Origin of the sequence: Candidatus Kosakonia sp. 282A-S69 (genome assembly GCF_029433855.1) — a bacterium.
Lineage (GTDB): Bacteria > Pseudomonadota > Gammaproteobacteria > Enterobacterales > Enterobacteriaceae > Kosakonia > Kosakonia cowanii_A.
The window spans coordinates 19,943-37,836 of the sequence record NZ_JAROAU010000005.1 but is presented as its reverse complement, the minus strand read 5'-3'; the positions used below and the strand labels follow the sequence as shown (position 1 = coordinate 37,836).

At 53.0% G+C, this 17,894-nt stretch carries 16 protein-coding genes; 2 read left to right on the top strand and 14 right to left on the bottom strand.

Features of this window, described 5'->3' with window-relative positions; translation table 11 throughout:
* Positions 1-4: 4 nt before the first annotated feature.
* From wecC to trxA, 7 genes are all read right to left on the bottom strand, one after another.
* The gene (wecC, locus tag PU683_RS20970) at positions 5-1,267 is read right to left on the bottom strand and encodes a UDP-N-acetyl-D-mannosamine dehydrogenase (protein ID WP_277174534.1); all 1,263 of its coding nucleotides are present in this window, start codon (positions 1,265-1,267) and stop codon (positions 5-7) included.
* Positions 1,264-2,394: a non-hydrolyzing UDP-N-acetylglucosamine 2-epimerase gene (gene wecB / locus PU683_RS20965; RefSeq protein WP_277174533.1), complete on the bottom strand. Its 1,131-nt coding sequence runs from the start codon at positions 2,392-2,394 to the stop codon at positions 1,264-1,266. The genes wecC and wecB overlap by 4 nt, the downstream gene beginning before the upstream one ends.
* 55 nt (positions 2,395-2,449) lie before the next feature.
* Positions 2,450-3,496, bottom strand: coding sequence for an ECA polysaccharide chain length modulation protein (wzzE, locus tag PU683_RS20960; protein WP_277174532.1), 1,047 nt, complete (start codon positions 3,494-3,496; stop codon positions 2,450-2,452).
* A 13-nt stretch (positions 3,497-3,509) separates the two neighbouring features.
* Positions 3,510-4,613: a UDP-N-acetylglucosamine--undecaprenyl-phosphate N-acetylglucosaminephosphotransferase gene (wecA, locus tag PU683_RS20955; protein ID WP_277174531.1), complete on the bottom strand. Its 1,104-nt coding sequence runs from the start codon at positions 4,611-4,613 to the stop codon at positions 3,510-3,512.
* 241 nt (positions 4,614-4,854) lie between these two features.
* The gene (gene rho, locus PU683_RS20950; RefSeq protein WP_023479599.1) at positions 4,855-6,114 is read right to left on the bottom strand and encodes a transcription termination factor Rho; all 1,260 of its coding nucleotides are present in this window, start codon (positions 6,112-6,114) and stop codon (positions 4,855-4,857) included.
* Between the two features lie 87 nt (positions 6,115-6,201).
* Positions 6,202-6,312: a rho operon leader peptide gene (locus PU683_RS20945; RefSeq protein ID WP_277174691.1), complete on the bottom strand. Its 111-nt coding sequence runs from the start codon at positions 6,310-6,312 to the stop codon at positions 6,202-6,204.
* A 148-nt stretch (positions 6,313-6,460) separates the two neighbouring features.
* The gene (trxA, locus tag PU683_RS20940; protein WP_277174530.1) at positions 6,461-6,790 is read right to left on the bottom strand and encodes a thioredoxin TrxA; all 330 of its coding nucleotides are present in this window, start codon (positions 6,788-6,790) and stop codon (positions 6,461-6,463) included.
* Between the two features lie 144 nt (positions 6,791-6,934).
* On the opposite strand from trxA, the gene rhlB reads away from it, so the two are divergent.
* Both rhlB and gppA read left to right on the top strand, forming a co-directional pair.
* Entirely contained in the window at positions 6,935-8,206 is a 1,272-nt protein-coding gene (gene rhlB / locus PU683_RS20935) for an ATP-dependent RNA helicase RhlB (RefSeq protein ID WP_277174529.1), read from the top strand.
* Between the two features lie 5 nt (positions 8,207-8,211).
* Positions 8,212-9,696 (top strand): guanosine-5'-triphosphate,3'-diphosphate diphosphatase, encoded by a 1,485-nt coding sequence (gppA, locus tag PU683_RS20930; RefSeq protein ID WP_277174528.1) that lies wholly within the window; start codon positions 8,212-8,214, stop codon positions 9,694-9,696.
* A gap of 59 nt (positions 9,697-9,755) precedes the next feature.
* On the opposite strand, the gene PU683_RS20925 is transcribed toward gppA, so the two are convergent.
* From PU683_RS20925 to rep, 7 genes are all read right to left on the bottom strand, one after another.
* Complete coding sequence (locus tag PU683_RS20925; RefSeq protein ID WP_277174527.1) at positions 9,756-11,384, bottom strand: class I SAM-dependent methyltransferase family protein; 1,629 nt, start codon at positions 11,382-11,384, stop codon at positions 9,756-9,758.
* 67 nt (positions 11,385-11,451) lie between these two features.
* Entirely contained in the window at positions 11,452-12,396 is a 945-nt protein-coding gene (locus PU683_RS20920; RefSeq protein WP_277174526.1) for a hypothetical protein, read from the bottom strand.
* 30 nt (positions 12,397-12,426) lie between these two features.
* Positions 12,427-13,167, bottom strand: coding sequence for a 3-oxoacyl-ACP reductase FabG (gene fabG, locus PU683_RS20915; RefSeq protein ID WP_277174525.1), 741 nt, complete (start codon positions 13,165-13,167; stop codon positions 12,427-12,429).
* Positions 13,168-13,179: 12 nt separating this feature from the next.
* Entirely contained in the window at positions 13,180-13,956 is a 777-nt protein-coding gene (locus PU683_RS20910; RefSeq protein WP_277174524.1) for a MaoC/PaaZ C-terminal domain-containing protein, read from the bottom strand.
* On the bottom strand, positions 13,953-15,227 hold the full coding sequence (locus PU683_RS20905; protein ID WP_277174523.1) for a beta-ketoacyl-[acyl-carrier-protein] synthase family protein: 1,275 nt from the start codon (positions 15,225-15,227) through the stop codon (positions 13,953-13,955). The genes PU683_RS20910 and PU683_RS20905 overlap by 4 nt, the downstream gene beginning before the upstream one ends.
* A gap of 1 nt (position 15,228) precedes the next feature.
* Positions 15,229-15,480 (bottom strand): hypothetical protein, encoded by a 252-nt coding sequence (locus PU683_RS20900; protein ID WP_277174522.1) that lies wholly within the window; start codon positions 15,478-15,480, stop codon positions 15,229-15,231.
* Positions 15,481-15,759: 279 nt separating this feature from the next.
* A complete protein-coding gene (rep, locus tag PU683_RS20895; protein WP_277174521.1) occupies positions 15,760-17,781 on the bottom strand; it encodes a DNA helicase Rep in 2,022 nt (673 codons plus the stop codon).
* Between the last annotated feature and the right edge of the window lie 113 nt (positions 17,782-17,894).

Below are 17,894 nucleotides of genomic sequence, written 5' to 3'. Positions count from 1 at the left end.
GTCCTCAGCGCCAGACGCCTTTGGTGTCGACGACCCACGGCTGTGAAATGGTAGCGGCATCAACTGCTTTAAACTGCTTATGATCGACCAGCATCACCAGCACATCGGCCTGTGCCAGTGCATCCTGGGTATTAACCAGCGTGCTGTGCCCGGCCAGTTTCTCGGGCAGCGTGTCGATATTCGGTTCCACCACCAGCGTCTGGCCGCTGTGCCACTGCGCGATGTCGTGGGCAATTTCCATCGCCGGACTTTCACGCAGATCGTCAATGTTCGGTTTAAAGGCCAGCCCGAAGCAGGCAATCTTGACCTCGCTGGCGCGCTTACCGCTCGCGGTGAGGCAATCGGCGACGATGGCTTTCACCTGGTTCAACACCCAATGCGGTTTGTGATCGTTCACTTCACGTGCGGTGCGGATAAGCCTTGCCTGATCGGGGTTCTGCGCCACGATAAACCACGGGTCGACCGCAATGCAGTGACCGCCAACGCCCGGACCAGGTTGCAGAATATTGACGCGCGGATGGCGGTTCGCCAGGCGGATCAACTCCCACACGTTGATGCCCTGCTCGGCGCAAATCAGCGACAGTTCGTTCGCGAAGGCGATGTTAACGTCACGGAAGCTGTTTTCCGTCAGCTTGCACATCTCGGCTGTGCGGGCGTTAGTGACCACACACTCGCCTTCAAGGAAGATTTTATAAAGCTCGCTGGCGCGGGCAGAACAGATGGGTGTCATGCCGCCAATCACGCGGTCATTTTTAATCAGCTCCACCATCACCTGGCCCGGCAGTACACGCTCCGGGCAGTAGGCGACATTGACATCCGCATGTTCGCCAGCCTGCTGCGGAAAGGTGAGATCCGGGCGCGCCTCGGCGAGCCACTGCGCCATCTGCTCCGTCGCGCCGACCGGTGAGGTGGATTCGAGGATCACCAGTGCGCCTTTATGCAGCACGGGTGCAATCGATTTGGCTGCGGCTTCAACGTAGGCCATATCCGGCTCGTGATCGCCTTTAAACGGCGTCGGCACTGCAATCAGGTAGGCGTCTGCCGCAACAGGTTGGGTGCTGGCGCGAAGGTAACCGCCCTCCACCGCCGCTTTTACTACGCTATCCAGTTCCGGCTCAACGATGTGGATCTCACCACGGTTAATGGTCTCCACGGCCCGCGCGTTGATATCCACCCCCACGACCTGCTTCTGCCGGGAAGCAAAAGCCGCTGCGGTAGGCAGGCCAATATAGCCGAGGCCAATCACGGAAATGGTTGTAAAGCTCATAGTGTTACCTGATTGTGTTTAAGTGCGTGCAAAATTCGGCCACAAGCCTGCCCATCCCCGTAAGGGTTGTGCGCGCGGCTCATGGTCTGCCATGCTTCATTGTCATTAAGCAGGTGCGTGACCTCATCCACGATGCGCTGGCGATCGGTGCCCACCAGTTTCACGGTCCCGGCCTCTACGGCCTCCGGACGCTCGGTTGTATCACGCATCACCAGCACGGGTTTACCTAATGAAGGCGCTTCTTCCTGAATGCCGCCGGAGTCCGTCAGGATCAGCCAGGCGTGGTTCATCAACCACAGGAAGGGTAAATAATCCTGCGGCTCAATCAAAAAGACATTCTTAACCGGCCCAAGAATGCGGTTTACCGGTTCGCTAACGTTCGGATTGAGGTGCACGGGATAGACGATTTGGACATCGTCATGATGAGCAGCAATATCCGCCAGTGCGTGACAAATTTGTTCGAAGCCCTGGCCAAAGCTTTCCCGGCGGTGGCCGGTAACCAGCACCAGCTTCTTCTTTCCATCCAGAAAAGGGTAGCGGGCTGCCAGTGCCTCATACTGCGTGGGGTTGTTCATCACGCTATCGCGTACCCAGAAGAGGGCATCGATTACGGTATTGCCGGTAACGAAAATGCGCTCATCGGCAACATTTTCCCGGCGTAAATTTTGCCGGGAGTTCTCCGTCGGTGCGAAGTGGTACATCGCCAGGTGGCCTGTCAGCGTACGGTTAGCCTCTTCCGGCCAGGGCGAGGAGAGATCGCCGGTACGCAGCCCCGCTTCCACATGCCCAACGGGAATGCGTTGATAAAATGCAGCAAGGCTTGCAGCAACGGTGGTGGTGGTATCGCCGTGAACCAGCACGACATCGGGGCGGAACGCTTCAAGAATAGGTTTTAATCCCTGCAGGATACCGCATGTAATTTCAGTCAGTCCCTGTCCGGGACGCATAATATTTAGATCGTAATCCGGGACGATAGAAAAGAGGTTCAGCACCTGATCGAGCATCTCCCGATGCTGTGCAGTGACGCAAACTCTTGCCTCAAAGTCAGGATCCTTTGCCAGCGCATGAACCAGAGGAGCCATTTTGATGGCTTCTGGTCGCGTGCCGAATACGGTCAGTACTTTCACAACGATTCTCTTTATTTAGAGGATGGAGGCGCAACGCCCCCATCTCAGACGGCGTTTAGTTCGAACGGCGACGCGCTAACGCCACCCCAGCTCCGGTTAACGCACCGACAATTCCCCACATAATCATCAGGAAAGCACGACGCGGGCTGTCGCGTTTCACCGGCTCTTCCGGTGTACGCAGATATCGATAGGTCTGAAAACGCGGATCCAGCGTCGGGCCGACGTTGAGGGTATTCAACATCGCCCGGTTTTGATCATAGTCCAGATCGTATTGCGGCCCCACCGCCTGCAGGTTTTCAAGACGTGCCTGCAGCATCGGACGACCAAGCATAAAGAGTTCAGAGTCCGGCAGTTCATCCGTCGGAATATCGGTCTCATTGCGCGAGATATTGTGTTGCTCAGCGATTCTCAGCGCCTGCTCAACATTGTGCACACGCCGGTTGTAGATAGCTTTCGCGACCTCTTCCTGACGTTTCACCTGCGCTTTCATCTGAATGGTGCGAGCAGCCCAGGCGCCTTTCAGCTCATCGTTCAGATGGCTGGCGGCGCGCTGGCTGGCGAAAGCAATGTATTGTCGCAGCAGATTATTCGCGTCCGGCGCAGTTTCGGCGATCAGTTTGACGTTGTCATTCTGGTTACGCACGACATCACCTGGCGTGTACTGGATATTATTGATGAGATCATCCAGCATCGCGGCATCCGCTTTGCTGTTGCCAACACGACGCTGCTTGTAATAGTCGGTTTGCAACCAGAAATCGCGACGCGTGTCCCATGCAGCAAGCTGCATGATGAACTCTTTATACGCCTCATCCATGACAGAAACTTGCTCTGCTGGCGCAAGGTTCGCTTTAACATCCAGGTTACGCAGAAATTGCTGCTGGGAGTAATACCCCCCAAGCATATTGACGGTAGGTCGGTCGGTAACAGCGGTTGCTCCCCACTCCTGGGGAGCAAAAAAGGTCCAGATAAGCGCCAGCAATGAGAAGAGCAGCGCTACGCCAGCAATCCAAAATTTTCCTGCCCACAAAGTACGAAACAAACCCCGAATATCCAGTTCATTTTCCGTCACCGCTGAAGGTGCTTCCGACGCTTGTTGAATCATCGCTTTCCCGATTTTACTTGGTTAGTGTTGATTTTTGACCTCTGCTACGGCGCATTCTGCGTTTGATCCGTTTAATAAAACGCGCCACTTTCCATGCGCGCTTAATACAGTAGCCATACAGAAAGAATGCTAGCAAGAAAAATGCCAACATTACCCATTCAGGGACCAAATGCAGGTATTCCGCAACGACACCAATCGTTGCGAGCAGTGCAGCGGCAAGAGTAATAAGAACAAATGCCTGACGAGAGGTAAAACCTGCGCGCATGATCAGGTGGTGAATGTGTTGGCGATCGGGGGAGAAGGGACTCATACCTTTGCGCAGGCGGCGGTACATAATCGCCACCATATCCATCAGCGGAATGGCGATTATCCATAGCGCCGTCACCGGGCTAATAGGGTGAGTTTTGCCCTGCGTAGTTTCCAGTAAAATCCAAATAACGGTAAAACCAATGAGCGTACTGCCGGCATCGCCCATAAAAACTTTATAGCGACGCCCAAGCACACCCAGGTTAAGCAGAATATAGGGCAGGATGGCGGCGATCATGGCGAAACACCACAGCGCGAGGCTGGATTGACCATCGAACCACAGAATGAAGCCAATCGCGGCAAACGACACGCAAGAGAGCCCACCAAGCAAACCGTCAATGCCGTCGACCATATTAAAGGCGTTGATCGCGGCCCACACAGCAAAGAGCGTAAGCAGGTAACCGAACGGGCCGAGCACCATCTCCCATGAGCCGAAGATATAGCCAAGGCTGCTGAGATAGAGTTTACCGACCACCATCATAACGACGGCGACCAGGGCCTGAACAGAAGCACGGAATTTAACGCTGATATCGAAGCGATCATCCAGCGCGCCAATTAACACCAGCGCGCCGGCACAAAGAAGATAGAGAGCGGCGTGAGGAATATAGTAGTTTGTGATCCCAAAGGTAAAGCAGATGCCCGCATAGACCGAGATGCCACCCACAAGCGGTATCAATCCCTGATGGCGTTTACGAAAGTTGGGCTTGTCAACCAGACCGATCCGTTTTGCTACTTTGCGCGCAACAAATAAGAAAAGCATAGTAAACAAAAAAATACTGAATAATTCAGTAAAAGCAGTGAGTAGATTCACAATGCATGCTCTCAGCTAATGTTTATCCTAACAGTATAACGACAGAGCTATGGCCCATAAAAGGAGAAAGCGAGCCTTACGCTGATATAATTTTTTTCTTTTCAACCAGGAGATATTTTGAAGATCAATAAGCTATCCGGTCTCGCCAACCCTGGATAATGCCTGTACCAGAGCCTATAGCGTATAACCCACCAATAAAAAACGCCACGTAAAAACGTGGCGCTTCGGGGGTTTATTTAAATTAAGAGCGCTTCATCATGTCAAAGAACTCATCATTGGTCTTCGTCATGGCCAGCTTGTTGATAAGGAATTCCATCGCGTCAATCTCACCCATCGGGTGAATGATTTTGCGCAGGATCCACATTTTCTGCAGCTCTTCCTGAGTGGTGAGCAGTTCTTCTTTACGGGTACCGGAGCGGTTGTAATCGATCGCCGGGAAGACGCGTTTTTCCGCGATCTTACGGGAGAGATGCAGCTCCATGTTACCGGTGCCTTTAAACTCTTCGTAAATCACTTCATCCATCTTCGAGCCGGTATCGATCAGCGCTGTCGCGATGATGGTCAGGCTACCCCCCTCTTCCACGTTACGCGCAGCACCGAAGAAACGCTTCGGACGGTGCAGGGCGTTCGCATCCACACCACCGGTCAACACTTTACCGGAAGCCGGAACAACGGTGTTGTATGCGCGCGCCAGACGGGTGATGGAGTCGAGAAGGATAATGACATCTTTCTTATGCTCAACCAGACGTTTCGCTTTTTCGATAACCATTTCAGCGACCTGCACATGGCGGGAAGCCGGTTCGTCGAAGGTTGACGCAACCACTTCACCTTTCACCAGGCGCTGCATTTCCGTCACTTCTTCCGGACGCTCATCAATCAGCAGCACCATCAGCACACAGTCAGGATGGTTGTAAGCGATGCTCTGCGCGATGTTCTGCAGCAGCATGGTTTTACCGGCTTTCGGCGGTGCCACAATCAGACCACGCTGACCACGACCAATTGGCGACGCCAGATCGAGAACGCGAGCAGTTAAATCTTCAGTAGAGCCGTTACCCCGTTCCATACGCAGACGAGAGTTCGCATGCAGCGGCGTTAAGTTCTCAAACAGAATCTTATTACGCGCATTTTCCGGTTTATCGTAGTTCACCTCGTTAACTTTCAGCAGTGCAAAGTAACGTTCACCTTCTTTAGGTGGGCGAATCTTACCTGAAATGGTGTCACCGGTGCGGAGGTTGAAACGGCGGATTTGGCTGGGGGATACGTAGATGTCGTCGGGGCCGGCAAGGTAGGAGCTGTCTGCGGAGCGGAGGAAACCAAATCCATCCTGCAGAATCTCCAGCACACCGTCGCCGAAGATGTCTTCGCCACTCTTTGCGTGCTGCTTCAGGATGGCGAAAATGATGTCCTGTTTGCGCATACGGGCCAGGTTTTCCAGCCCCATATTTTCGCCGAGAGTGATAAGCTCAGAAACCGGCGTATTCTTTAATTCGGTAAGATTCATAATGGTGTGGGTTCTTAAACTCGGGGTGATACTCGAACTTAATGTTGTGAATGGTATGGCAGGATCATCCATGCCTGTTAGCGGCCATCAACTCATGTCTAATCGGTGCCTGGTCACAGGAGAGTACGCAGAACTGAAACGATAAGACGGAATGAGCGACAAGCCCGGAATCTGTCTACTTCTTAACGCGGCTGAGATGCTCAGCGGGAAGTATTGGGGTAACGCAAGGTTCAAACAACTATAGATATGTTTAGAACGAAGTCAAAACTAAATTAGCACGGCTGGGGACGGGCGTCCAGCAATCCTGGCAATTTAGGAGAGCTGGCCGCACCGTGAGAGTCCGGGATTACGCCAGGTTAGCGTCCAGGAACTCTTTCAACTGACCTTTGGACAGTGCGCCCACTTTGGTCGCCGCCACTTCGCCGTTTTTGAACAGCAGCAGGGTCGGAATGCCACGGATACCATACTTCGGCGCGGTGCCTGGGTTCTGGTCGATATTCAGTTTCGCAATGGTCAACTTGCCTTCGTAATCACTAGCGATCTCATCCAGAATCGGGGCGATCATTTTGCACGGTCCACACCACTCTGCCCAGAAATCAACGAGCACAAGCCCGTCCGCTTTGAGTACATCCGTGTCAAAACTATCGTCAGTCAGGTGAATAATTTTATCGCTCATATATAACTCCACAGGAATAAGCCTGGCATGTTGGTGTAGCATAAAACAGCAACGTGTTGATGCCACAATAGCCAACTAAAGGTTGACTTTATTTCACCGGATACGCTTTCGTAAAGCAATAGTAAGCTGATATTCTACCACACTATGAGCAAAACACATTTAACAGAACAGAAGTTTTCCGACTTCGCCCTGCACCCAAAAGTGATAGAAGCCCTTGAAAAAAAAGGCTTTCATAATTGCACGCCTATTCAGGCTCTCGCCCTTCCGCTAACGCTGGCGGGTCGTGATGTTGCAGGTCAGGCGCAAACCGGTACGGGTAAAACGATGGCGTTTTTAACGTCAACGTTTCATTATCTCCTCTCTCACCCGGCAATCGAAGACCGTAAAGTTAACCAACCGCGCGCGATTATCATGGCGCCGACACGTGAACTGGCGGTGCAAATTCACGCTGATGCAGAGCCGCTGGCTCAGGCGACAGGCCTGAAGCTGGGTCTGGCTTATGGCGGTGATGGCTACGACAAACAGCTGAAAGTGCTGGAAAGCGGCGTCGATATCCTCATCGGCACCACCGGTCGTATGATCGATTACACCAAGCAGAACCACATTAACCTGAGCGCGATTCAGGTCGTGGTGCTGGACGAAGCCGATCGCATGTACGATCTGGGCTTTATTAAAGATATTCGCTGGCTGTTCCGCCGTATGCCGGCAACCGACCAGCGCCTCAATATGCTCTTCTCCGCCACGCTCTCTTACCGCGTACGTGAACTGGCGTTCGAGCAGATGAACAACGCAGAATATGTAGAAGTGGAACCGGAACAGAAAACCGGCCACCGCATTAAAGAAGAGCTTTTCTACCCGTCTAACGACGAGAAAATGCGTCTGCTGCAGACCCTGATTGAAGAAGAGTGGCCGGATCGCGCCATTGTTTTCGCCAATACTAAACACCGCTGTGAGCAGATCTGGGGCAGCCTGGCCGCCGATGGTCACCGCGTTGGCCTGCTGACGGGCGACGTGGCGCAGAAGAAACGCCTGCGTATTCTTGATGAGTTCACCCGTGGCGATCTCGATATCCTGGTTGCTACAGACGTCGCGGCGCGCGGTCTGCATATTCCTGCGGTTACCCACGTCTTTAACTACGATCTGCCGGATGATTGCGAAGATTACGTTCACCGTATCGGTCGTACCGGTCGCGCAGGTGCCAGCGGCAACTCAATCAGCCTGGCGTGTGAAGAGTACGCGCTGAACCTGCCGGCGATTGAGACCTATATTGGTCACTCTATTCCGGTGAGCAAATACAATCCGGATGCGCTGCTCAGCGAACTGCCGCCGCCGAAGCGCCTAACGCGTTCTCGCCCGGCTAATGGCCCGCGCCGAAGTGGTGGTGGCGCCCCGCGTAATCGTCGTCGTTCAGGTTAATCATTATGCTCGGTTCCGCCTCGCTCTACGCAGCTATTGATCTCGGTTCCAACAGTTTTCATATGCTGGTTGTGCGCGAGGTGGCTGGTAGTATCCAGACCCTGTCGCGCATTAAGCGCAAAGTTCGCCTGGCGGCGGGCCTGAGCCAGGATAATCGCCTCTCTCTGGAGGCGATGGAGCGCGGCTGGCAATGCCTGCGCCTCTTTTCCGAGCGTCTGCAGGATATTCCGCAACAGCAGATCCGCGTGGTGGCAACCGCCACGCTGCGTCTGGCCGTGAATGCGCATGAGTTTCTCGACAAAGCGCAGGAGATCCTCGGCTGCCCTGTACAGGTGATCAGCGGCGAAGAAGAAGCGCGTCTGATTTACCAGGGCGTTGCCCACACTACCGGCGGCGCGGATCAGCGCCTGGTGGTCGATATTGGCGGCGCAAGCACGGAACTCGTTACCGGCACCGGGGCGCAAACCACCTCGCTGTTCAGCCTGTCAATGGGCTGCGTTACCTGGCTGGAGCGCTACTTCACCGATCGTCATCTGGCGCAGGAAAATTTCGACACCGCAGAGCAGGCGGCACGCGAAGTGCTGCGCCCGGTCGCGGATGAGCTTCGCCGCCACGGCTGGAAAGTGTGTGTCGGCGCGTCAGGCACCGTGCAGGCGCTGCAAGAGATTATGATGGCGCAGGGCATGGATGAGCGTATCACGCTAGCTAAACTCCAGCAGCTTAAGCAGCGCGCGATACAGTGCGGGCGGCTTGAAGAGCTGGAGATCGAAGGGCTGACGCTTGAGCGCGCGCTAGTCTTTCCCAGCGGCCTCGCCATCCTGATCGCCATTTTCACTGAAATGAATATTGAGAGCATGACCCTCGCCGGCGGCGCGCTGCGCGAAGGGCTGGTTTACGGCATGCTTCATCTGGCAGTCGATCAGGATATTCGCAGCCGTACCCTGCGCAACATTCAGCGCCGGTTTATGGTTGATATCGATCAGTCCAGACGTGTCTCGATGCTGGCGGAACGATTCGCGCAAAGCGTAGCAACAAGCTGGGATTTAGACGCGTACAGCACTGAAATTTTGCATGTTGCCTGCGAACTGCACGAAATAGGGTTAAGTATTGAATTTAAGCAGGCGCCACTTCATGCCGCCTGGCTGGTGCGTAACCTTGATTTGCCGGGCTTTACTCCCGCGCAGAAAAAGCTGCTCGCCACGCTGCTGCTAAACCAGACTAATGCGGTCGATCTCTCCTCTTTGCATCAGCAAAATGCTGTTCCACCGCGCGTTGCGGAGCATCTCTGCCGCTTGCTGCGCCTGGCGATCATTTTCGCCAGCCGTCGTCGTGATGATTTGCTGCCGGAAATCTCGGTCACCGCGCAGGGTGAACAGCTCACGCTGTCGCTGCCGTCGGGATGGCTGGCAAGCCATCCGCTGGGCGCAGAGCTGATCGATCAGGAGAGCCAGTGGCAAAGCTACGTTCACTGGGCGCTGATTATTCGTTAAGAGCCTGAATCTATTGCCGCGAAACCCTCTCGCGGCAATAAATCAGCCTGTTATTGCCCTCATCTCACCTTTTTTGCCAGCGTAACGCTGAACAACCCCCAGCCATCTACCCGCTGAGTCACTTTGGTAAAACCGGCCCGCTTCACCAGCTGGTCGATCTCACGCTGCGAACGCCGACGTAGTAACCAGAACGCTCCTCTCTTGTGGCTGGGTAAAACGCGCGCCATCAGAGCCAGTTTTGGGTTCCACAGCTTTGTCGTATAGACCAGATACCCCCCTTTCTTCACCGCGTGGGCGAGGCCAGTTAGCGATGCCAGAATCAGGTTGTTATCGCTGAAGAGTTCATAGAACCCTGACACCACAGCCAGAGTACGATCTGCAGGTAAGGTCATGAGATCGACGGGCGAAAAAGCGTCACCCTGCTCGAAACGCGCGCGCTCATTCAACCCTCGCTGCAGCAGAAGACGGTTACCTTCCTCCACGTTGGCAGCATCAAAATCACGCAGCAGAAGGTGCTCTACCGGCGGCTCAATTTTTTCGATAGCATCGAGAATGTAGCGCCCCTGGCCTGCCGCGACATCCAGCAGCCTTACCCCCTGCCCCTGCTGCGTAAGGCGTGAGGCAGCCAGCGCAATGAGCATTTCAACATGCTGTTTGCGCTGCCGCGTACAGCGCCAGCCAAGCGTATTGAGGTAGTAGCGGTCAACTGCTCTGCCCACAGCGCCTCTACCCATCGGTTGATTTTGATAGACATACTCAAGTGAAGCGCCGGAATCGAAGCCGCTCTCCAGGCCGAGCCGGATACCGGAAGAGAGGTGCCCCATGGCGCGCAGCGCAAGATGCGCCAGCATCCAGTAGCCACGCCGTAACAGACGTTTTTCCGGCAAACGTAACGCCTCATACTCTTCCCATGTTGCTCCCTGCTGGTATGCATCAAACAGTGAAGGTACCGGGTGATGCTGAGAGAAGTGCAGCCGCAAAAAGGCACGTGTCTGGGCCTGCACCGCGCTGTCCCAGACCTGATCGGGGCAACCGAAGCCGCTATCCGGCATCATGTATACCGTTTTTGCGCTGCTACCCAGATTGGCATAAAAGGTCATCAGCGTACCCGCAGCGGCTTTGCGATCGGTTTGTGTAATCACGAGCTGCGTTGGCGTCGGCCAGGCAAATGCGCTGCGCAAAACACGCTGGCTGGTATAGCGCAGATCGCGCAGCGTGCCCCACGCCTTTGGCTTTTTGAGCAGCCCAAATAACAGATCGCGTTTGCGCAGCAAAAAGCGCGGCGAGAAGAGCGCCACGGAGCGGATATCCGGGGCGTAATCCACCATCCACGCGGCGATAACCACCGCGCACTCACGATGTGCTATCAGGGCAATATCCTGCGTTCGCAACCCGCACTTCGCGGTGATGTGTTCAATAAATTGCTGAAAATAATAGCTTTGTAGCAAGAGCGCCGATGCACCATCGGGGGCCTCTGCGTTAATCTTGCCGGGTGAGAAATCGACAGCGAAAAAGGTACACTCCGGCATCCCGAGCGCGGCAATTTTCTCACTGTGATCCTCGTTGCGATACAACAGCACAATGGCCGTCGCAGGTCCACTCTGCGAGCGTGCCGGAAAGAGCTGGTAAGGTATTTGCTGATTGTCATGGCTGACAAAGTGCTGCATCTGACTGATCTGCGTCATCATCACTTTTCTGCGTGTTATCGCTGATGCCCAACGCGCGTCAGGCATCAGCGAGAGTAGAACGTTACCCTCAGGCACCTGCGCGAATACGCTGCGCGATCTTCTCTAACAAACGCGGCTCCCACTCGTTGTCCCAGCGTTCGACCAGCGATTTGCGGCGAGCCAGGATCTCCGGCTCTCTGGCATTGAACCCCTCAACAATATATTTTTTCGCCATCTGCTCGCGATACTGATAGGCAACGCTGTGGGTGATCTGCTCAACGGTTAGCTCCTGGTTAAGCATTCTGGCGACATGCAGGGTTGACAGCAGAACCTGGCTGGCGAGCAGGTCGCGGCTGTAGATATGTTGATCGACTAAGGCGCGGGTCCACACTTTCTCCTGATAAATGGTTTCGAACGCTTCAATCGACACGCAGCAGTGTTCCATCTCTTCTGTATAGTGATAGCCCAGTAAGTAGAGCACGCCGAGATTGCCAGACAAATTACTTACCAGTTCAAAGCGGCCGTTTTCGAAAAGGTTTTCAAAGAACGAGAGCCCGGTCATACACACCTGGCTTTCAAATATCGCGATGCTGCGTACCGCCTCTTTAAAAAAAGCCCCCTCAGCTTTTTTGCCGTTGGCCTTATCGCGCTCAATGCCGCTAATAATTGGCTCGGCCATCTCTTTATAAGCGCCGTATAAAAAATCATAAACGCGGGGATGGAATTTCTCCCTGGCTGGTGGGGCGATACCTTTGGTAATAAAGTTATTTAATTTTCGGTGTGCCGCCGCGTGCCGTTTTTCTTGCGTCACAAACACGGCAAAGCGCTCATCCTTTTGCGGCGCCCCCTGAATAAATTCATCGTAGTAATCACCAATGCGCTCACCATAGAATTCGAAAAACTCCAGCACATAGGAGGTACCAAGGCCAATAAGTGAAGAGACGGGGTCGGGGTTCCATTGATAATTAAAATTCTCATTCAACTCCATCACGCCATACACTTCCTGCGGTACCGCTCTTAATTTGAGATCCATACTCTTTTCCTCTTCATTTGAACGTCCTGATCAAATGGACAAACCGCCGTCGATAACAAAGGTCTGTCCGGTGATATGCTTCCCGCCCTTGCCAAGCAGAAAGACAACCATGAGTGCCACATCTTCGGGCTGGCCCAGCTTCCTGAGCGGGGTCATTTTGACAAGCTGCGAAACGGCTTTTTCCGGGAGCGCCGAAAGCATGTCGGTCTTCACCGGGCCCGGGGCGATGCAGTTTACGCGAATATTAAAATTACCCACTTCCCGGGCCAGCGTTTTGGTAAAGCCATACTGCGCAGATTTTGATGCTGAATAGTTCGCCTGGCCGATATTGCCGCGTAAGCCAGCAACGGAATTAATATTAATAATGCAGCCATCCCTCTGCATTAACATGTCATTAAGCAGACAGTGGTTGAGATAAAAGAGAGAATTGAGGTTAGTATTAATTACATCCAGCCAGTCATCCAGGCTCATGGTAAAACTGAGCGCATCTTTGGTAATGCCAGCATTATTAATAATGGCATAGGGGGTGCCATGATTTTTACGTAATGTTTCGCTGAGCGCTTTCACCGACTCAACGTTCGCGACATCACAGTGGTAGCACCAGCAAACCTCATGATTAACGTTAAGCGAATGCATAAGCACGGCCGCAAGTGCGCTATTATTTTTGTAGGTGAAAACAACATGATAATCGTGCCGCACCAACTCTTTGACAATAGCAGCCCCAATGCCACGGCTGCCTGCCGTGACTAAAACCCATTTCTTATTACTCATTTTGTTAATCCTTTAACTGTCCTGCGTACGATCGTAGACTCTGGTTAAACAATCGATGGAGGACTGGAAAGTAATCTCATCATTCTCCAGAACATTAATAGTAAAGGTGTTGTAAGCGGAATCCTTATCGATATAGATATCTTTATCTTCAATCAGATATCTGAGTTCTGAATAATTTAATCTCCCTCCAGAAATTAACCGCTCGCTGATAAACACCTTATTCGCCACATGGTATGTCGTAATATTCTCTAAAGAGTGATGCGAAGCTATTTTCTCAGCCTGATTTATAAAGTAACCCTCTTTCTGATGATTAAAACAGATTGAAAAGAGCAAGGTATCAAGCATCACCCATGGGGTCGTGACGTGTGGGTAATAGAATTTCAGCTGTTCAAGATGAGCCTGGATAGTTTGCTCGCTGACCGCCACCGGCTGAGCGTCCAGTGGTGGATCCGGCGGTTTTTGCGGCAAAACCGCTGCCGTAATCGCGATATTCTGCGGATCATCACCCGCTTTAACCGCGACACTTCTCTTTCCCCCGGCACAGGTCATGCTCAACTCAACATCCCTGTCTATCGGCACCGGCTTCTTAATATAAAAATTGAGCATAGCGGTTTGGTCGAGGCTATCCGCCAGCAGTAACTTCGCATCAAGCAAAACCAGCATGCCCTGCACGATAATATCTTTCAGGCCATTTTTGATAGCAAAAGCTTTATCAAAGTGGACACGATTACGGTCGCCGGAAAATTGCGCCCATCGCTCGATATCCTGCGCGCCATAGCGTCTGATCATGCGGAATACCTCTTCAGCACCAGGCAGCTGTTTGCCCCACCAAAGCCGTAATTCACGTTCATGACGTGATCCAATTTTTGTCCGAAGAGATGGTTATTCGGCACATAGTTGAGATCGCATTTCGGGTCCGGCCGCTGAAGATTTATTGTCGCCGGGATCATCCGTTCGGCAATACTTTTCAGGCAGAAGATCGTTTCCGCCCCGCCAGCCGCGGCAATAAGATGCCCCGTATAGGACTTGGTGCTGGAAACCGGAATAGCATGCGCCCGCTCGCCAAACACCTCTTTCAGCACCAGCGTTTCGTTGTAATCATTCATCGGCGTCGAGGTGCCGTGGGCATTGATATAGTCAATCTCCTCAACCCTAAGCCCGGCATACGCCATCGCCCGCTGGATAGTGGTCACTCTGCCAACGAGGTCGGGCGCAGGCGCGGTGAGATTGACGTAAGCATCGCTGTGATTCGCATAGCCCACCACTTCACCATAGATGGTCGCATTACGCGCCAGCGCATCTTCAAGCCTCTCAAGGCAGACGGTTGCTGCGCCCTCGGAGAGGATGAACCCGCTTCTGTCGAGACTGAAAGGACAGCAGGCTTTAACGACATCCTGCTGCTCTTTCGACAAGGCTCCCAGAATATCGACAGACCAGACGGTGAAAGGCTGCATCAGGCTCTCGCCGCCGCCGGCAATCATCATGCGCGCTTTTCCGCTTTTGATAATTTCATAGGCATCTCCGATCGCAATATTGCCCGTGGCACAGGCGGCAACCGGGCTATTTTGATACCCCCTGAGCTTCCAGTTGACGGTGATAAGAGAGGTGCCGATGCTCGGCATTGAGTGAAAACAACTGTGTGCAGATGCGGTCAGCGAGTGGGGATCGGAATAGGCGTAATAGTTGATGGTTGAACAATCAAACCCTGCCCAGCCGGTACCAAAGATGACCCCGCAGTCGCGCGGATCGTAGTGAGAGAAGATATCTTGTTCATGACCGAAGGCCATGGTGATGGTTTCATCAGCGGCAATAAGACCAAACTCGGCAAAACGCGGCGCATTTTTCAGGACTTTTCTTGAGAAGCGAGAGAGATTAAGGGGAGAATTTACCCGACCGAAGAATTTAGCGCCGACACCTTTTCCCGGATCGTCCCATATTTCATAACCTGTTTTTTTATCGCGTACCGCTTGCCATATTTGTGCGCTATTCTCGCCTAGTGAGCAGATAGCGCCATAGCCCGTAATAACAACGCGTTGTTCATGATATGCGGCAGTAGCCATATTATTCCCCCCGAAAAAAAGTTTGTTGCAAATAGCGGAGTAAATCGCCGTACGTTTCGGGTTGTGACTCAGTTAAAGTATTTAAATCGATATCAATGCCAAGCACCGTTTTCGCTTCAACTTTAATAGTCACAAAGTCAAGACTAACCAGTTCCAGCGCCTCGAGGGGGGTGTCGTGATTAAGCTGTGCGATATCGTAATCTGTCAGCCTGTCAATTAACGACCGAAGAAAAAGATCGAGGTTTTCGCTCATATTCATATCCTTATAAACATGTTTGTATAAATAAATATAGATAAACGACATACAGCTGAGGTTGTCGTATAAATAAACTACAAGCGCTATTTTATAATGTCAAAGATCATCCGGGATATATCTCTCTATTTAACAGGAGTGAGAAGAGCATCACGATTAATAGCGGTGGGAATAAAGCATGCAATAATTATGCTTTATTGAAGAACAAAATTCCGAATAATATTTAAGGAAATAAATACAGAAGCTTCCTGATAATTATTCGGGAAGCTTCCGCTTATTTTATTGGCCCTTCGCTTTTGCCAGCATGGCACGAATATTGGCGACGTTGGCCTGGCCTTTGTGCATCCGCTCTTCAGCGCTGATGACTTTACGCTCCTGCTCCCAAATAAGATCGTCCTGCGGCAGTTCAAGCAAGAAGCGGCTCGGCTCCGGGCGCACCAGTTCACCATACTGGCGACGCTCTTTGCACAGGGTAAAGATAAGCTCTTTTTGCGCGCGGGTAATGCCCACATACGCCAGACGCCGCTCTTCGTCGACGTTATCCTCATCAATGCTGCTCTGGTGCGGTAACAGCCCCTCCTCCATGCCGACTAAAAAGACATAGGGGAATTCGAGGCCTTTCGAGGCGTGCAGCGTCATTAACTGCACCTGATCCGATTCATCATCGCTTTCGCCGCGCTCCATCATATCGCGCAGGGTAAAGCGCGTGACCACTTCAGCCAGCGTCATCGCTTCATCTAACTCGCTGCCTTCGAGCATCTCGGTCATCCAGCCAAACAGCGTATTGACGTTTTTCATCCGCATCTCAGCGGCTTTCGGGCTGGGTGAAGTTTCAAACAGCCAGGATTCGTAATCGATTCCGTGGATCAAATCGCGCACCGCGGCGATCGGTTCTCGCTCTGCCAGACGCTGGATCTCGCCGAGCCACTGGGTAAAGCGCGTTAACGCTTCATAACCGCGCCCGGTGAGCGTCTGGTTGAGACCGACATCAAAGCTGGCGGCAAACAGGCTTTTATTGCGCACCATCGCCCACTCGCCCAGCTTTTGCAGCGTGGCGGAACCAATCTCGCGCTTCGGCGTATTGACGATGCGCAGGAAGGCGCTGTCATCATCGCTGTTGGTAAGCACGCGCAGGTAAGCGAGCAGATCCTTAATCTCCGGCCGCGAGAAGAACGAGGTGCCACCGGAAATTTTGTAAGGAATACGGTTCTGCATCAGGAATTTTTCAAACACGCGCGACTGATGGTTCCCGCGATAGAGAATCGCATAATCCTTATATTGCGTTTTATTGATGAAGTGATGGGCGATTAGCTCGCCAGTAACGCGCTCCGCTTCATGCTCTTCATGGTTGGCGCTGAGCACTTTTAACTCGGTGCCGTAGCCAAGTTCCGAAAAGAGCCGCTTTTCGAAAACGTGCGGGTTATTAGCAATCAGGATGTTGGCCGCTTTCAGAATACGTCCGGAAGAGCGGTAGTTCTGCTCCAGCTTCACCACCTGCAGCGCAGGAAAATCCTGGCTTAACAGGACAAGGTTTTGTGGACGCGCGCCGCGCCAGGAGTAGATTGACTGATCGTCATCCCCTACCACCGTAAAACGCGCCCGCTGACCAACCAGCAGTTTTACCAGCTCATACTGGCTGGTGTTGGTGTCCTGATACTCATCCACCAGCAGGTAGCGGATTTTGTTCTGCCAGCGCTCGCGCACCTCTTCATTACGCTGTAACAGCAGCGTCGGGAGCAAAATAAGGTCGTCAAAATCAAGAACGTTACACGCCTTCATATGCGCGTCGTAGAGGCCATAGCAGTGCGCGAAAATGCGATCCCGCTCGCCCGCGGCCTGCGCGGCAGCCTGTTGCGGCGTCAGCAGATCGTTTTTCCAGTTGGAGATCGTTGAGATCAGCTGTTGCAGCACGACCTTATCGTCATCGATCACCCCCTCGGTAAGATCTTTGAGCAGCGCCACCTGATCGGTATCGTCAAACAGCGAGAAGTTGGCTTTCATGCCCAGCGCGGCATATTCGCGCTTGATGATGGTCAGGCCCAGCGTATGAAAGGTAGAGATCATCAGGCCGCGCGCCTCTTTACGCCCCAGCGTCTGCGCCACGCGCTCTTTCATTTCGCGCGCCGCTTTGTTGGTAAAGGTGACGGCGGCAATATGCTTTGCCTGATAGCCGCAGCCGCGGATCAGGTGGGCGATCTTATTGGTGATCACGCGTGTTTTACCGGATCCTGCGCCCGCAAGCACCAGGCAAGGTCCGGTGACAAATTCGACGGCTTGTTGTTGTCCGGGGTTTAAACGCATAAAGAAACATCACTCAATGAAAGTCAGGGAAAATACACCGATTCGGCAAGGCTACGACGGGCCAACAATGAGGCAGGTTGAAGGCCGAAGTGTATAAAGGCGTGGTAGTATAG

Coding starts and splice junctions, on each gene's coding strand:
- wecC (WP_277174534.1), bottom strand. CDS start 1,267: ATGAGCTTTACAACCATTTCCGTGATTGGCCTCGGCTATATTGGCCTG.
- wzzE (WP_277174532.1), bottom strand. CDS start 3,496: ATGATTCAACAAGCGTCGGAAGCACCTTCAGCGGTGACGGAAAATGAA.
- rho (WP_023479599.1), bottom strand. CDS start 6,114: ATGAATCTTACCGAATTAAAGAATACGCCGGTTTCTGAGCTTATCACT.
- trxA (WP_277174530.1), bottom strand. CDS start 6,790: ATGAGCGATAAAATTATTCACCTGACTGACGATAGTTTTGACACGGAT.
- rhlB (WP_277174529.1), top strand. CDS start 6,935: ATGAGCAAAACACATTTAACAGAACAGAAGTTTTCCGACTTCGCCCTG.
- gppA (WP_277174528.1), top strand. CDS start 8,212: ATGCTCGGTTCCGCCTCGCTCTACGCAGCTATTGATCTCGGTTCCAAC.
- PU683_RS20925 (WP_277174527.1), bottom strand. CDS start 11,384: ATGATGACGCAGATCAGTCAGATGCAGCACTTTGTCAGCCATGACAAT.
- PU683_RS20920 (WP_277174526.1), bottom strand. CDS start 12,396: ATGGATCTCAAATTAAGAGCGGTACCGCAGGAAGTGTATGGCGTGATG.
- fabG (WP_277174525.1), bottom strand. CDS start 13,167: ATGAGTAATAAGAAATGGGTTTTAGTCACGGCAGGCAGCCGTGGCATT.
- PU683_RS20910 (WP_277174524.1), bottom strand. CDS start 13,956: ATGATCAGACGCTATGGCGCGCAGGATATCGAGCGATGGGCGCAATTT.
- PU683_RS20905 (WP_277174523.1), bottom strand. CDS start 15,227: ATGGCTACTGCCGCATATCATGAACAACGCGTTGTTATTACGGGCTAT.
- PU683_RS20900 (WP_277174522.1), bottom strand. CDS start 15,480: ATGAGCGAAAACCTCGATCTTTTTCTTCGGTCGTTAATTGACAGGCTG.
- rep (WP_277174521.1), bottom strand. CDS start 17,781: ATGCGTTTAAACCCCGGACAACAACAAGCCGTCGAATTTGTCACCGGA.